Annotated in this window: 9 protein-coding genes; 3 read left to right on the top strand and 6 right to left on the bottom strand. The window is 44.0% G+C overall.

Translation table 11 applies throughout. The features are described from left to right. Nucleotides 1-388: 388 nt before the first annotated feature. From HMPREF0091_RS04370 to sufC, 6 genes are all read right to left on the bottom strand, one after another. Nucleotides 389-1,489, bottom strand: coding sequence for an acyltransferase (locus HMPREF0091_RS04370; RefSeq protein WP_010242015.1), 1,101 nt, complete (start codon nt 1,487-1,489; stop codon nt 389-391). A 225-nt stretch (nt 1,490-1,714) separates the two neighbouring features. Next, on the bottom strand, nt 1,715-2,260 hold the full coding sequence (sufU, locus tag HMPREF0091_RS04375; protein WP_006303071.1) for a Fe-S cluster assembly sulfur transfer protein SufU: 546 nt from the start codon (nt 2,258-2,260) through the stop codon (nt 1,715-1,717). A 146-nt stretch (nt 2,261-2,406) separates the two neighbouring features. Then, entirely contained in the window at nt 2,407-3,666 is a 1,260-nt protein-coding gene (locus tag HMPREF0091_RS04380; protein WP_006303072.1) for an aminotransferase class V-fold PLP-dependent enzyme, read from the bottom strand. Nucleotides 3,667-3,763: 97 nt separating this feature from the next. Continuing rightward, complete coding sequence (locus HMPREF0091_RS04385; RefSeq protein ID WP_006303073.1) at nt 3,764-4,987, bottom strand: SufD family Fe-S cluster assembly protein; 1,224 nt, start codon at nt 4,985-4,987, stop codon at nt 3,764-3,766. Further along, nucleotides 4,988-6,544 carry a Fe-S cluster assembly protein SufB gene (sufB, locus tag HMPREF0091_RS04390; protein WP_006303074.1) on the bottom strand — a complete coding sequence of 519 codons (1,557 nt, stop codon included), beginning with the start codon at nt 6,542-6,544 and terminating at the stop codon, nt 4,988-4,990. Next, on the bottom strand, nt 6,519-7,301 hold the full coding sequence (gene sufC / locus HMPREF0091_RS04395; RefSeq protein WP_006303075.1) for a Fe-S cluster assembly ATPase SufC: 783 nt from the start codon (nt 7,299-7,301) through the stop codon (nt 6,519-6,521). The genes sufB and sufC overlap by 26 nt, the downstream gene beginning before the upstream one ends. A gap of 403 nt (nt 7,302-7,704) precedes the next feature. Between sufC and HMPREF0091_RS04405 the strand changes: the two genes are divergently transcribed. The 3 genes from HMPREF0091_RS04405 (at nt 7,705) to HMPREF0091_RS04415 (ending at nt 15,345) form a co-directional block, all read left to right on the top strand. Beyond that, nucleotides 7,705-8,100, top strand: coding sequence for a Spx/MgsR family RNA polymerase-binding regulatory protein (locus HMPREF0091_RS04405; protein WP_010242023.1), 396 nt, complete (start codon nt 7,705-7,707; stop codon nt 8,098-8,100). Between the two features lie 266 nt (nt 8,101-8,366). Continuing rightward, nucleotides 8,367-11,609, top strand: a complete 3,243-nt coding sequence (locus tag HMPREF0091_RS04410) for a PD-(D/E)XK nuclease family protein (protein WP_006303078.1) — start codon at nt 8,367-8,369, stop codon at nt 11,607-11,609. Continuing rightward, on the top strand, nt 11,599-15,345 hold the full coding sequence (locus HMPREF0091_RS04415; protein WP_010242026.1) for a UvrD-helicase domain-containing protein: 3,747 nt from the start codon (nt 11,599-11,601) through the stop codon (nt 15,343-15,345). Before HMPREF0091_RS04410 ends, HMPREF0091_RS04415 begins: the two co-directional genes overlap by 11 nt. Nucleotides 15,346-15,399: the final 54 nt, after the last annotated feature.

The following is a 15,399-nucleotide window of genomic DNA, read 5'->3' on the forward strand; positions in this document are numbered from 1 at the left end:
TTATATGATTGTCTGGCTGGTTTTGAGCACATTTACAAGATAGATGGTAATCGCGCGCGTTTTAGAAAACATTATGGGGGGGGTCACGTTTTCCATGGTCAACGCGTTACTATTTTATGAATAGCGCTTCTGCGAATTTACGGTTTTTTTGCGTGCTAAATTGGCATTCACCAATCCACCACATCTGAATGTGTATAAAGTCGCGTAATTTATTCATAAATTTTACGGCTTACCTGATGTACGCGCTGTGCCTGTTGCTCTTAATATCCTAGAAATCATCCCTCGTTATCGCAAAAATATATAATTATGTGATGATCGTCACATAAATACGTATAATTATGTGATAAACATCACAAAAATATATATAATTGTGTGATGAGCGTCATCGTTATTTTGCGCGTTGGATAGTTCTTTGTGATGTAACTTGTGAATAGATGTTTTTTAAGAGCTTTTGCAACGGCTTAAGTATCAGATAATCACCTACACATGCACATATAAATGCTACGCAATACGCCACTATAACAGCTAGGATCCACAGCGGGAACCTTGCCGTAAGCGTTGCTGGATTTTCTGCGGTAAGTAGGCCACATACGTGTGTTTTTTCAAATATAAGGTTAATTGCGGCATAGTTAAAAAGGTACACAGAGTATGAACGTTGCGCCATAAAACTTATGATTTTGCTTGGTACGGGTTGGGTAATGCGCACCTTACTAAAAAGATAAAACACGGCAATGGTACCAAAAAACCACAGATAGCTGGGATCTGCTCTGTTATAACCAAACGCCGATAACACGGCTCCTACAATCCAAAGCACTATACCTGCTCCGCAAAGTTTTTGTAGCGTTTCTTTTGAAATGAGTGTTGGTAAGATTTTTACAAAATACCCAAGACAAAAATATACAAAATAACTACCTGGAACTAGTGCAGGAGACACAAACAGCGTAAGAGCGTCTATAGCAGCTGTGGCTCCACTGAGCTGAAAAACTTTCGCCCATGACGATAAAGCGGTTGTTATAATTCCCCATATCATAGCGGCGCTAACCAAAATAAAAAGGGAACGTTGTTTATAGGTGTCTAATGCCTCAAACATGGTGTATAACCAAGGGGCAAGCATTAAAAATGGTATAAGAGCTGGTATAAACCACCATTGACCTGCAAGTAATTGTTGATAAAAACGCATGAGGTTACCAATGGATAGCGTGGTTATCCCTCTATATATGGCAAAGCAATATAATAAAGCGCCATATGCTATAAGAGGAAGAACAACGGTGAGAAATTTCTTCCAAAGATATCCTGCGTAAGAGCTTGTAAGCTGCCGAATTGCAAAGTAGCCTGAGAGCGTAAAGAAAATGGGGTCACAAATAAGTGCAAGTTCTCCTGCAATGGTGCATGCTTGTGGCGTTTTAAGATAGAATCTGCTGTGAACTATCACCACAAAAAACATTGCAAGTGCGCGAAGTAGATCCCATTGTGTAAGTCTTTTTTTCATGAATATACCTTTGTTTTTAAGGATGATTCCTGCTGTTTTCACAACAATCTTAGTATATTCCATTTTTGTGCAAATACGTGTGTTGATACGACTTACTACACATAATAAGGCTTGAGCAAAAGTAATGTAAGCGAGTAAGCAGTGCTAGCTATGTAAGCAACGAAAGTAATGTAAGCAGCGCCAGCAGCACAAGCAGCACAAGCAGTACAAGCAATGGCTGCGGACTTATAACCCTTTCGCGTGAGAAGGCGCTACTTGGCAAGCCTGCGCGGTATCGGGGTCGCTATGTACACCTAACATTTCTTGCAACGTAGCCCATGCAAGTTCTGCGCATTTTACACGCGCTGGCATATGTGAGATGTCTTTAAGCATCGCCGCGTCTCCTAAGCTGTCAAGCGATTCGCCTTCTTGAAGTTGATTGCGCACCATACGACCAAAAAGTTCGCACATCTGTAAAGCCTCGCTGCCAGTTTTGTCAATAATTGCGTCACTCATCATATCGGCAGATGCCTGACTAATAGCGCAGCCGTGCCCTTGATAGCATGCATCACGAATAATGCCATGCTCATCGAGCTTCAGCGAAAACGTAAGCTCATCGCCACAAGATGGGTTAACGCCTTCGTGCGAAAGTGTTGGGTTGTCAATAGAATAGCAATAATCGGGATGATTGACGTGATCCATAAACAGAGCGTTGTATAAGGTGGGAGCGCCCATTACTCCGGCAGCAGGTTTTTTATCGATTGTTTGGTGCGAGTTGTTGTTCATATCCATAGTTGCTTTCCTTGCTGGTTGTATGCCGTTTTGTATTTACGCGGTTTGACCTGTTATGTGTCTTGTAGTGCGCAAGCTGCTGTGTGCGTCTGAGCTTCTGCGTTCGCGCCGCCTGAGCCCATGTGCTCGCGCCACCGCTCACGTCGTTAAGGCTTAAAAATATTATGTACTGCTTGCAGCGCATCAATAAGACGATCAATATCGCGCGCGTCATTATAAAACGCAATACTTGCTCGGCAGGTACTTTGAACGCCCAAAGAGTTCAGCAGCGGTTGAGCACAGTGATGACCTGCGCGAATGCAGACATTATACGAATCAAGAATAGATGAAACGTCGTGCGGATGTACACCGTTTACATTAAACGAAACAACACCTCTATGGCGCGCGGGGTCATGTGCTCCGTAAATATCGATAAAGCTAAGCTCTGACAAGCGCGAATACAAATATGCGCTTAAATGAGCCTCGCGACGTTCAAGCTTTTTCATATCGTGCGTGTCAAAATAGCTAAGAGCCTTGTCAAATGCGTAAATACCTGCAGCGTCTTGGGTTCCTGCCTCAAACTTTTCGGGGACTTGTGCCCACGTTGCAGAAGAAGTGGTTACCGAGTCTATCATCTCGCCACCCGTTAAAAATACGGGCATGCGTTCAAGAATGTCAAGCTTTCCCCACATAACGCCTATACCAAAAGGACCAAGTGCTTTATGTGCAGAAAACGCAAGCAGATCACAATTAAGCTGTTGTACGTCTAGCTGCATATGCGGCGCGCTTTGTGCGGCATCCACTACCATATAAGCACCTACTTTGTGAGCATGTGCAGCAATACGCGCAATATCGTTGGTTATGCCTAAGACGTTAGATACATGCGTAAGGCTTATAATTTTTGTTTTGTTGGTAATTTTGCGCTCAAGTTCTTCGTCTGAAATACTGCAGGTATCGTCTAGATAGAGATAGGTTAGCTTAGCATGCATTTTTTTGCATATTTGTTGCCAAGGAATCATATTTGAATGGTGTTCCATGATACTAATAACAACTTCATCGCCAGGCTCCAAGCACATCGTTCCCAGTGATTGAGCAATCAAATTTAGAGATTCTGTAGCATTGCGCGTAAAGACAATCTCGCGCGCGCGTCCTTCGCCGTTTGTATCCACCGCGCCAATAAAGCGTGCAACATGAGCGCGCGTAGCTTCAATTGCCTCGGTTGCCATAACAGAGAGTTTATACAAGCCACGCAAAGGGTTTGCGTTCATGTTGTGATAAAACTCGCTTTGTGCATTGATTACCTCTAAAGGCCGCTGAGCTGTGGCTGCGCTGTCTAAAAACGCAAGTTCTTTGTGTTGAGCTAAAAGCGGAAAATCTTGTTTATAAGGATTTTCCTGCAACGCCTGTTCGTCGTTGGTTGCGAGCATTATCAATAAAACCTTTCGTGTAACGTTTGTTGCGTAACGCCGTGTAAAGTTTGTTGCGTAAAGCTGTATAACGTTTTTTCGTAACGCTGCAGCGTCACTAATCTTCTATCACACCGTTAATTTGGTAACTACGCGCGTGATTTTCACCTAATGCATCGGTAAAATCATCTGCCACGTCATCACCTACTATAACGCGCGCACGATCCAAAACAGCGTTTCTCGAAACCGTATCTGGCGCGTGAATGGCTGCATCGTCAAAGATTGCACGCGTAAAGAGCTTGTTTGCCTCTTCTTCGGTAAGACCGCGATCGGCTAGATATGCAAGCTGCTCGGGTCCTATAGAACCAATAGAAGCACCGTGATTTCCTAAAACATCATCTTCGTCACATAGAATAACGGGGAGCGTTTCATTCATAACGTTATCGGATGCAACTAAAACGGTTTCGGCTTCGTTTCCTTTGGAGCCTTTTGCGCCGTGCACTAAATCGATGGTTTCTCGCAGCGTTTTATATGCATAATCGGTAAGAATACCATTAGAAAGCATGGTACAACGCGTGTTTCTGCCGCGTTGCCTGCACAGGTGGTTAACATCGAGGCGTTCGTGTTCGCAGGTAAAATAACGAAGCATGAGGTCAAGACGCGATGAATTACCGTGAAGATCGCACGAAAAACCAAAGGCCACTTTTTTACCGCCCAGCGCATATTGGTGAACATCAATTTTTGCACGATCGTCGACATCAAGCGCTACGCCTTGTAGATGTTGGTGAGTATCGTTCATAGCAACAATTTCTACCAAATGGATAACGCTTTCGCGTTCGGCTACAATGCGCGCCAAATTAGCAGAAGTTGTGTCTTGCGCTTCTTTTCCATATGAAACCAAAACGATGGTTGCCTCGGCACCTTCGCGCACGATGATACCAGTATCTTTTGCTTCGTGTGCATCGGCATTTACATCAACAACAACAGGTTCTGTACGCTTAGTACCTTTTGGAATTTCTATAACGTGTGCATCAGGCGCAACGGATTCTATCCACTTTTGTGCATCTTTTCCTAAGCCGCAGGTCATGCGGTCGAACAGGGGAGGAAGACGCGCATAGAGCGTGCCGCGTACTTCGGGCGCGGGAACAGAAAAGGGAATATTATTGATGTGTAAATAATTCCACGTTTGCGACCACGGGGCGTTTACATGAGCAAGATTGATAACATCTTTGGTTACGTGCATTGCCGTTTCCTGCGTAAAGGCACTCGTTGGTTGTTCTTGTGTCAAGGAACTTGTTGTAGTTTCTTGCGGAGTCGACTGTTCATTTGTGTTGGTGCTCATTTAGCCAATCGCTCCTTCCATTTCGATTTTAATAAGATTATTCATTTCTACTGCATACTCAAGGGGTAATTCTTTAGAAACCGGGCTCGCAAAGCCGTTAACAACCATGGTGCGTGCTTCGGCTTCGCTACATCCACGACTCATAAGATACAAAATAGTGTCATCTGATATTCTTCCGATGGTTGCTTCGTGTCCCACGCTTGCCGTAGCGCAACGAACATTATTCGCAGGAATGGTATCGGAGCGGCTAATATCATCAAGCATAAGCGACTGACAGCTTACCGTTGCCACCGAGTGGTGTGCGCTTTTACCAACGATCATAGACGAACGGAAAGTGTTGATACCTCCGTCTTTAGAAATTGACTTTGTATCAACCGAAGCTTTACAGCCTTGACCATTCATCACAATTTTGCAGCCAGTATCTAGGTTTTGCGTTGCTCCTGCAAAGGTAATGCCCGTAAATTCGCAGGTAGAGTGGTTGCCTTGTAAAATGGTACTTGGATATAAGTACGAAACATGACTTCCAAACGAGCCCGAAATCCATTCCATTCGTGAGTTTTCACCCACAAGTGCGCGTTTGGTATTGAGGTTGTACATATTCTTTGACCAGTTTTCTATGGTTGAATAGCGCATACGTGCATTATTGCCTACAAAAAGCTCAACGGCTCCTGCGTGCAGGTTCGCTTCGTAATATTTTGGCGCAGAACACCCCTCAATAAAGTGTAAATCGGCTTCGTCGTCTACGATGATGAGCGTATGTTCAAACTGACCAGCACTTGAAGCATTAAGTCTAAAATAGCTTTGAAGGGGGTAACTAAGCGTTACGCCTTTGGGAACATACACAAACGAGCCACCTGACCAGACGGCATAGTGAAGCGCAGCAAACTTATGATCTTTAAGAGGAATAAGCTTGGAAAAATACTTTTTGACCATGGGTTCCCAGCGCGGATCGTGAAGCGCGTCCTCAATGGTGGTATATACAACTCCTTGTTTTGCTACATCATCGCGCATGTTGTGATAAACAATTTCAGAGTCGTATTGTGCACCAACGCCAGCCAAACTTTTACGTTCAGCATCGGGGATTCCTAAGCGCTCAAACGTTTGTTTAATATCTTTTGGAACGTCATCCCAGCTACGAGCCTGTTTGGTGCGTGGACTTACATAGGTTGAAATATGGTTGAGGTCTAAGCCCGAACAATCTGGACCCCAGTTATCTGCCATCTTGAGCTCGTGGTAAGTTTCAAGTGCTTCAAGGCGCAGCTGTAGCATCCATGCAGGCTCATCTTTTTTGCGCGAAATTGAGGTAACAATTTCGGGCGTAAGACCGTCTGCGTAGCGTTCGTAGCCTTCCTCACTCATAACAAAGTCATAGAGTGAGCGGTCGATATCAGAAATATTAGAGCGGCCTTTTTCGTCGACACCAACATTTGAGTTTGCACCGCGATCTACATAGTCATCACCTGCGGATTTGGTATCAAACACATCGGTTTGACCTTTGTCGGCAAGCTCTATTAAAGATTGGTCTTTCACGTTAAGCCTCACTTGTTCCACGCGCATCAAGTTGTTCTTCAAGTTTTTGCTCGTATTCGCTAAATCCGTGTGCGTCAATATGGTCGATAAGCGAAGCAGGGCCTTCTGCCATTAAGTGGCCTTTAACCATAACGTGTGTACGGTCAACGTTTAAGCGCTCAAGAATACGCGTGTTATGCGTGATCATCAACAAAGCGCCATCACACTGAGCGCGATAGGCTTCGATACCTTTTGAAACAATTGCAAGCGCGTCAACGTCTAAGCCTGAATCGGTTTCATCAAGGATCGCAAGCTTGGGGCGAAGCAATAGGAGTTGCAGCATTTCAACTTTTTTCTTTTCACCGCCAGAAAAGCCAACGTTAAGTTCGCGCGTTAAAAATGCTTCGTCCATATCAAGCTGTGACGAGATTTCAGAAACACGCTCACGAAACTTGCGCGCCGTTAATTTAAGCTCGGGACGCTTTTGGCAAATGGTGCGTAAAAAGCTATAAAGTGGCACGCCTGGAACTTCAACGGGAGCTTGGTAGGAGAGAAAAATGCCAGCAAGAGAGCGTTTGTCTGCGGTGAACTCGGTAATATCTTGATCTTCAAAATGAATAGAACCTTCTGTTACGTGATAAACAGGGTCGCCCATAATAACGTGACCAAGTGTTGATTTACCTGCACCGTTAGGACCCATCATCACATGGGTTTCTCCTGGCTTAATGGTGAGATTGATGTTATGCAAAATGGGTTTATCTTCTGTTCCTGCATGCAAATTTGAAACAGTAAGTAACTCGGACATGAGCGCCTCTTTCTTATATGCGAACGGCTAAACATCACTTATATGGACAATACTTGTATGTACATGGTGCGCGAATGTAATTGCACGCGCATAGTGCGTAAGCTTTTGCTTAAGCGTGATGTTTATGTGCGTAGTAGGTGACATATAGTTCTTCATCTATCGTACCCTTATCTGTAAGCTTTAATCGTGTTACATGTGGAGGTTCATTAAAGTTTTATAAGGCAAAGTCTGCAAAAGGAGCAACACCTGAAAATAAGGCGACGCCTGCAAAACTGAGTTTGGTGTGCAAAAAATTGTGGCGACATAATTGCTACAGGAAGGGTATCTATACAACGATGGACAAGCAATCCATAAACAAGCAAACAATAAACAATCATAGAGATATGAATTGAGGATGAGATATATGCAAACAGATTCAGCCAGTGTAACACTTCTTTGGTATCCAAGGTGTTCTACCTGCAAAAAAGCAAAGGCATGGCTTGATATGCATAAGGTAGACTACAAACTTCGTGATATTGTTGAGCAAAACCCCACGCCCGAAGAGTTGTCTTTGTGGTTTGCGTGCAGTTCGTATGATAATCCGCGTCGTTTGTGCAATACCTCGGGTGTTTTATATCGCCAAATGAACCTTAAGGCACAATTAGATGCTGGTATGAGCACTCATGAATTATTTGAGCTTATGGGTACCGAGGGAAAACTGGTTAAACGTCCGTTATTAGTTGTTAGGTGCGATGAAAAAATAACGGCTGTTTGCGCTGGCTTTCGCGAAGAAGAATGGACGCGCGCGCTTAATTTGTAATTAAGGTTAACGTTGCTAAGACTAACGTTGTGAGCTTATTTTTTATGTGCAACTTTGAGTTGTGCAATTTTTTACGTGTAGGTTTTTGTCCCACAACTTGCTACCATGCAATTTTTTGCCCCACGAATTTTTGCCACGCAACTTTTTAATTAGCTAAATTCAATGCAGTTATAATTCTTGTCCGCCTCATGCGCTATCCTGTTACATGAAGAACAAAAATTCTAACACGGTATTCAAACAGTGCTGTGTATGCATGAGGAGAACTTATGTTGCGTCCAACTATCTATAATGCTTTGCAGAAACTTCTGCGCGCACAGCAAGACGTTGTTATTTTTGTGCCTTCTTTTACCATGCAAACAAAGGTCGAAGGTCTTATAGCTACGTATCAGCAGCTAGCTTTAGGTATACGTATAACGTCACCTCGTGCGTGGGTTGAAGAACGCTGGAGTGTGTGGGGTAGTAAAGCATATCTTGCTGTGCCTGCGTCTTTACGCATGTATGCCATACGGTGTTTGCTTACTGGTCAAATTCCTTATGAGCATAATCAAGATTTTGAGCTTAGTGCCAATAATGGTTTGGTAAGTTTGCTGGCAAAGCTTTTTGAACGGGCGTTTGCACAGGTTGTTTCTTGTGACGCAAAAAATCCTGCATATACGCCTGCTCAGCAAGAAATTATTACGCTTGTGCATGCATACCAAGCCTACATCCACGAACAAGGATATATCGAACAAACAGAAATGCTTGAGTATCTAAGCGTGTCTTTTAAGCAGCACCATGTGCATCTACCTCATATTTTTATGGTGGGTTTTGATACACATACACGTTTTGAGCAAGAACTCATTGCGCTTTTGTCATCGTGTACTCAGATAGAGTCTTTTACAACCGATGAATTTTTTGACGATGTGAGTGTTTGTGAAGAGTTGGCGCAGGTATCTCAACATATTTTTTCAAACGATGAACAAAGCGTTGCCTCAACTGGCGCGCTTGATTTACTTTTGCCAACAGGTCCGCTTGCACGCTCGCCACTTATTGCTGCGCGCGTAGAACAACTTGCCCAAACGTGCAAAACAGTTGCAATTTCTGCACCTGATGCATTCTACCTTTGGAAAGATTTAGCACCTCGGTTATGCAAGCAAGGAATTGGTGTTAAAGCCGAGCTTAGTTTTTTGGTGCTTGAAACGCAAACAGGGCGTGCAGTGTTTCAATTTTTACGCAGTGTGACAACACTTATGCAAGCGGCAAAAACTTGGCCTGCTCCTACAAAAGAAGAAGAGGGAACATACCTTACTATTCCGCTTGATTCTATGTCGTGGTGGCCTCCAGAAGATCTTATAGACTTTTTAATGTCAGATTGTGCGCATATGAGCATGTCAAGCGTGTATCGTCTTGATAGACTTATGCGTTCAAATCGGCTTCTTACACCAAGCGACGTATTAAATTTGCTCCAAAATCCGCACATGGTTTCTCAAAGTGTGGTAAGTGCTACGCATGAGCTGCTTAAAGGTCATGTTGCAGCTGCGCTTGGAAAACTGGCGCAACCATACCTACAAGAGTTCGATTCTCATACAACTGATGACTTCTATATTGATGCTATGGGCAATACCTGCACTATTTTTCAGCGGGAGCCTCATCCATTTGAACAAAGTCTTGCATATAGCGTCCTTATGCACCTCAATGCACGTGTTAAGGAACTTAAAGAATTTTATATATCAAATACAGCAGATTCTTGTATAGAAGACTTTCTTCCAAACTTTATTGAGGATTTATATCTTATTGCGCGTTCAATGACATGTAGTGTGTATCCGTATATGCGCCCATCAGTTAAGAAGGTGTCGAGCAACCATTCGCATAGCGATGAAAAAGCATCGTGCGATAGCTCACGTACGGATGAAAAAGCAACGTGCGATGGCTCATCTACAAGTGAGCCTTTGTGTTGTGTGTATATTGCGCAGCCTTCAGCGCTTGCGCTTTGGCTTCCTGCTTCGTTTGACGCTGTGGTGTTAAGTGGGCAAACTTCACAGATGAGTCCGCTTCCTCGCGCACTTGATCCACTTCAGCAGCTTCTTGTTGCATTTGATATCGAAAAACCTGTAACGCCACTTGCGTGCGCGCGACACGATTTTCGCGCGCTGTTAAGACTTGCCCAACATCATGTGGTTTTAGAGCGCAGCTTGTTTGATGAATCTTCTCATAAGACCTATCCTTCGGTGATGTATACCGAGCTTTTAGCGTGTTATGGGCTTTCGTCCTTTGAAGATGATGATGTTCTGGCGCATTTTTCACATATGAGCATGAGCGAAACAGGTATTTCCCACATGATTTATTCTGGCGCGCGCCCCCAGGTGTTTGCTCAAGATAATCCTTTATGTGCAGGACAAGTAAGCAAAGACTATATCCCGTTGGTATGTGTTTCGCCTATGGGTAGAAAAGCCGAGATTGCAGACAAACCTTTGCTTTCTGCGTCACAAATTGAGGCATACCTGCGTTGTCCGTATTTATGGTTTAACGAACGACGCTTAGGGCTCACCACGCCTGATGCTGGATTTTCTCCTATGGAAGCAGGAACGTTTGTACATCGTGTGCTTGAGCTTGTTCATACCAAATTGCTTGACGTGGCGCAAAGCAAAAGTATGCATTCAGATGCGCTTTATACGATCGGAGCGCGTGCGAACGCACAGGCACCTGCGCGCGTAAGTAAGACTGCCGATGAGCATACGCATATGCTGCTTGACCAGTTCTTTGATGAACACCTCCACCATCAATACCTTAAGCAGAGTCAAAAAAGGTATAAACAACTGCAAATATTTGTACCGCATTGTTTGGAAGACGAAGGTTTGCTTAATCAAATACGCAAAGATCTGCACTCGTTTCTTGATTACGAATCAGGATTGTTTGAAGGGTTTGAGCCGAGATTTTTTGAACTTGGCTTTGGTAAGGGTGAGGCGGCTGTTGAATATGCAGGCGTATATGTAAATGGTTCTATTGACCGCGTTGATGTGGACGCGCATGGTAACGCGCTTATTATTGACTATAAGCATAAGTCAACCTATAAGTTTTTACCGTCCTATGCGCTTTTTACCAGCGCACACCCCTATACAGATGGTACGTATGAACTGGCAGAACACATTCAAACGCTTATCTATGCAAGCGTTTTACAAAAGCTTTATCCAAATTTGCATGTAGTAGGTGCGCTTTATGTGTCTACTAAAAGAAATCATGCGATCTCGGGTGCAGTGGACGAAAACTTTATCGATCGTGTGTGTGGTTGTAATCGTGTGTCTCGACAGCTTCGCCAAAGCATTGCGGTACCTGCCAATTATTATAGTGAGTATAGTACGCTTACAGGTTTTCAAGGGGTTCTTGATGCAACCGAACATATGATTGCCCAAAAAATTACAGGCATGATAGGCGGAAACATTGCGCCAGACATCAGTTCGCCCGAGCACATCCAAACATGCCCGTATTGTAAAATTGCTTATCAGAATGGAAGGATTCACCATGAAAACTAGCGGAGTCCTCACCGATGAAAAGATATTAGACGGGCTCAACGATCAACAAAAACAGATCGTCAAAACGCTTGCTTCTCCTTTATTTGTAGAGGCAGGCGCTGGATCGGGTAAAACCTTTACGCTTACCAAACGCGTATTGTGGGCACTTACCAAGGGTTCAGGTCCAAACGGCACTGCATTTTTAGATGATGTATCGCAGGTATTAATTATTACCTTTACCCATGCAGCCGCTCACGAAATAAAAGAGCGCATTCGTTCTAGTTTGCGCGAAGCTCATATGCCTCAGCAGGCGCTTGAGGTAGATAATGCATGGATCAGCACGATTCATAGCATGTGTTCGAGGATACTTAAAACATACGCGCTTGACCTTGGCATAGATCCGCAATTTAGCATTGCGTCTGAAAACGACACCGTAAAACTTATGCGTCGTGCCGTTCAAGATGTTTTAAGTGATTATTATCATAAGCGTTTTGAGATCTCGGGTATGCGTTTATTGCTTGGGGCATATGAAATGGGAAGCATGGGCGATGTTTCCACGGGCTTTTTACCAACAGGGCTCTGCGATGTAATCTCTACCATTTCTCGTCAAGCAAAAATATATGCCGATGGATATGACGCTTTCACCAAGGTAGAGGATACAACGCTTGAGCCACGAATAGATGACATCATAGGCGGTCTTACTACACTTTGTAACGCAGATGATATAACCGAAAAAGCTAAAGAAAAGCTTGCGCCTTGTACAGAATTTGCCTCGCGCTTAAAAAGCTGTTTGCAAAATCTTACTCATACACTTGAATTTGCCACATCTGACGATGAAGTTATTGCCTCAAGTAATGATATATGCGCATGTTTGCAGGAGCTTCGCACAAAGCTTCCCACATCTGTTGGTAAGGCACATGCTCAAGAGCTTAAAACCCTTAAAGAAGATTTCGCATGCGCGCATGATAGTGTACGTTTTTTGGTGCTTAATCGCGCGTTTGATTTGTGTGTAGACATAGCGCGGCATGTGGATGAGCGATATATGCAACTTAAGCGTGAATGTTCTATGCTCGATAATGACGACTTAATCCACGAAACTCTGCGCGTTATCAAACATAATTCTTACATTGCCGCGCAACTCACGAATCGCTTTAAGTTGGTTATGGTTGATGAGTTTCAAGATACCGATACGGCGCAATTAGAGCTTATTTCTTTACTGTCAGGAAAAAATGCTGAGCACCTTACCACGGTCGGCGATGCACAGCAATCTATTTATGCATTTCGTGGTGCTGATGTTTCGGTATTTAGAAAACGTGAAGCTACATGCCCATGCGCACTTAAACTTTGTGTTAACTATCGAAGCCATAAAGATATTTTGTCCTTTGTTGATAAAGTATGCGATGCAGGAACTCCTAGCAATCCAAAACAAGGTCTTGTCCAGCACTTTATGCACTTAGATGACAATCCTACACGTGACGCACACGCCTATAAAGCTCATGATCTTCCTCGTTTGGATGTAGAAATGGTAAAAGCGCCTTTCAAACGCGATGTTTGCGCACGTAAGGTGCTGGCTGCGGCGCTTGCACAGCGTATGTATGCGTATGTAAAGCACGGTCAAAAGCCTTCTGATATGGCACTTTTAGTGCGCTCCGCAACAAATGTTGATGTATATTTAGATGCCATTCGCGCACGCGGCCTTAATTGTGTGGTAAGTGGAGGTTCTACCTTTACATCTGCTCCCGAAGTGCAGGTTATGGCTCAGCTGCTACATGTTTTAGCCAATCCGTGCGATACACAAAACGGTCTTTTTGGCTTGTTGATTTCACCGTTATTTGCTCTCGACGAACAAGACCTTTTGCTTCTTGCGTCTATGAATCAGCCAACAAGTGATTTACCTGCAAAACGTCCGATTGATCGTGGACTGGAGCATATGACATTTTACAAGGATATGCCTTGTTCTCTGCGTTTGCAGCGTGCTCACGATATTCTTATGCGCGCACGTAATGAGCTTCCGTACAAAAGTGTTGCCGATGTATGTTTAGATGTTGTCAAACAGTCGGGCTGGTTGTTGCGGCTCGAAAAAGCAGGTACGACAACTATTCCTGTACGTGCAAATATTATGGCTGCACTTAGATATATAGATGAACTTACCAAAGATTTAGGTTTAGGGCCAGCGCGCGCCGCTCAAGAGTTTGACATTTGGCTTTCTCGCTCAAAGATTGCGCCGGCATCTCTTGCAGGTGATGATCAGGATTCAATTCAGGTTATGACAGTTCATGCTTCAAAAGGCTTGGAATTTCCGCTTGTCTTTTTAAGCGAATGGTATACCGAAGTACCTGCCGCTCCTCGCGTGATGTGTGTGTCTGTACCTAAGAGTTCAACAAAGCAGCCAGCATCTACAACAAAGCAGCCAACTCACGCCGACGCACATTCCTCGTCTTTAGACGCGCAAGAGACCGCGGCAAAGGTAGCTTGTATGCTGGTTCCGCCGTCATCAGATTTAATGCCACATCAAAAATTTGATGAGGGGGTTGTAGAAGAACACGCGCCTGTGTGTTATAGCGAGTGGTTTGAGTATGGAAAACGTTTGGCTTCGCTTCGTGATCGCGAAGAAAGCGCGCGTATTCTCTATGTAGGCTTAACGCGCGCACGCGAAGCATTGATTGTTGGTTTGCCTCTTGTTTCGGTTAAAGATGGCTATCGTGATACGCTTGCATTGCGCGTAGCTCAGGCTTTGGATATAACGGATGAACAAGCAGGACTTCACCATAAGGCATACGGTGGTTCTCAAGATGCTTCTGTTCGTGTGTTTGAGCTGCAACCTGATGATTCAGATACGCTTGTTATTAGAGGAAATCATGCACTTGAAGAGCTTGAAGGCTACAAGATTCCTCTTAAGCGTGAGCTTGTGTATAGCCTTAGCTTGCCGGTATCAGAAGCGTTTTCAATGTCACAGGATAAGAAGCAGGCTTCACCGTGTACAGACACGCTTAAGATACAAGATGATAGAATGCATCCCAGCTCGCTACCCTTTGAACTGTATGATACAAATTCTTCGCAGAAAACGTATGACATTATAATGCAGCGCGCGTCAGCTGATTTTTATAGTTTTTCTTCGATTAAAGACAGCATGGATCAAGATAAGCAAGCGCTTGCCTCACATGTTGATTCGAAAAAAGCAGACGCTGTGTCTGTTCAAGATGTGTCGATGAATACTTCCGATACAACACGCGCAACTGCACTAGGTTCGGCATTTCATCAACTTGCACAAAGTATGGTAGAATCGCAAAATCTGTTCCCCTCAGATGAACACATTGCGCGCATGTGTGCGTATTGGAAGTTATCTGCTGCAAAAGAGAAGCGGTTACGTGACGCGCTTTGGCGTTGGTGGAATTCTAACATTCGTCGTGAAGTTCTCACCTACGATACTATCCGTGCTGAAGTGCCGTTTTGTATCCAACGTGATTCGGCATACGGGCGCTATTATCATGGTGCATTCGACTTATTAGCAACCTCTGCTTCGTCGCGTCATGCGCTTCTTATTGATTACAAAACAGGAGATCTGGGCTTGTCAAAAGAAGAGATTGCTGCTCGCCATGCATTGCAATCACAACTGTATGCCGATGTATTGTTGCATGCTGGTTATACAAGTGTGACCTGTGCGTTTGTTTGCGTTGAGTTAGACGATGGGCATGGACAACCTTATGTAATTAAAACAGATTACAGCAGTTGTGAGGCTAAAAATCCTGCTTGCTAAAAAGAAGGACATACGATTACGATAAAACAGCTACGATAGATAACGCTACGATAT

Origin of the sequence: Fannyhessea vaginae DSM 15829 (assembly GCF_000159235.2) — a bacterium.
Taxonomy (GTDB): Bacteria; Actinomycetota; Coriobacteriia; order Coriobacteriales; family Atopobiaceae; genus Fannyhessea; species Fannyhessea vaginae.

Bases quoted from the DNA above. Each gene is read 5' to 3' on its own strand.
- HMPREF0091_RS04370 (WP_010242015.1), bottom strand. From the start codon at position 1,489: ATGAAAAAAAGACTTACACAATGGGATCTACTTCGCGCACTTGCAATG.
- sufU (WP_006303071.1), bottom strand. From the start codon at position 2,260: ATGGATATGAACAACAACTCGCACCAAACAATCGATAAAAAACCTGCT.
- HMPREF0091_RS04380 (WP_006303072.1), bottom strand. From the start codon at position 3,666: ATGCTCGCAACCAACGACGAACAGGCGTTGCAGGAAAATCCTTATAAA.
- HMPREF0091_RS04385 (WP_006303073.1), bottom strand. From the start codon at position 4,987: ATGAGCACCAACACAAATGAACAGTCGACTCCGCAAGAAACTACAACA.
- sufB (WP_006303074.1), bottom strand. From the start codon at position 6,544: ATGCGCGTGGAACAAGTGAGGCTTAACGTGAAAGACCAATCTTTAATA.
- sufC (WP_006303075.1), bottom strand. From the start codon at position 7,301: ATGTCCGAGTTACTTACTGTTTCAAATTTGCATGCAGGAACAGAAGAT.
- HMPREF0091_RS04405 (WP_010242023.1), top strand. From the start codon at position 7,705: ATGCAAACAGATTCAGCCAGTGTAACACTTCTTTGGTATCCAAGGTGT.
- HMPREF0091_RS04410 (WP_006303078.1), top strand. From the start codon at position 8,367: ATGTTGCGTCCAACTATCTATAATGCTTTGCAGAAACTTCTGCGCGCA.
- HMPREF0091_RS04415 (WP_010242026.1), top strand. From the start codon at position 11,599: ATGAAAACTAGCGGAGTCCTCACCGATGAAAAGATATTAGACGGGCTC.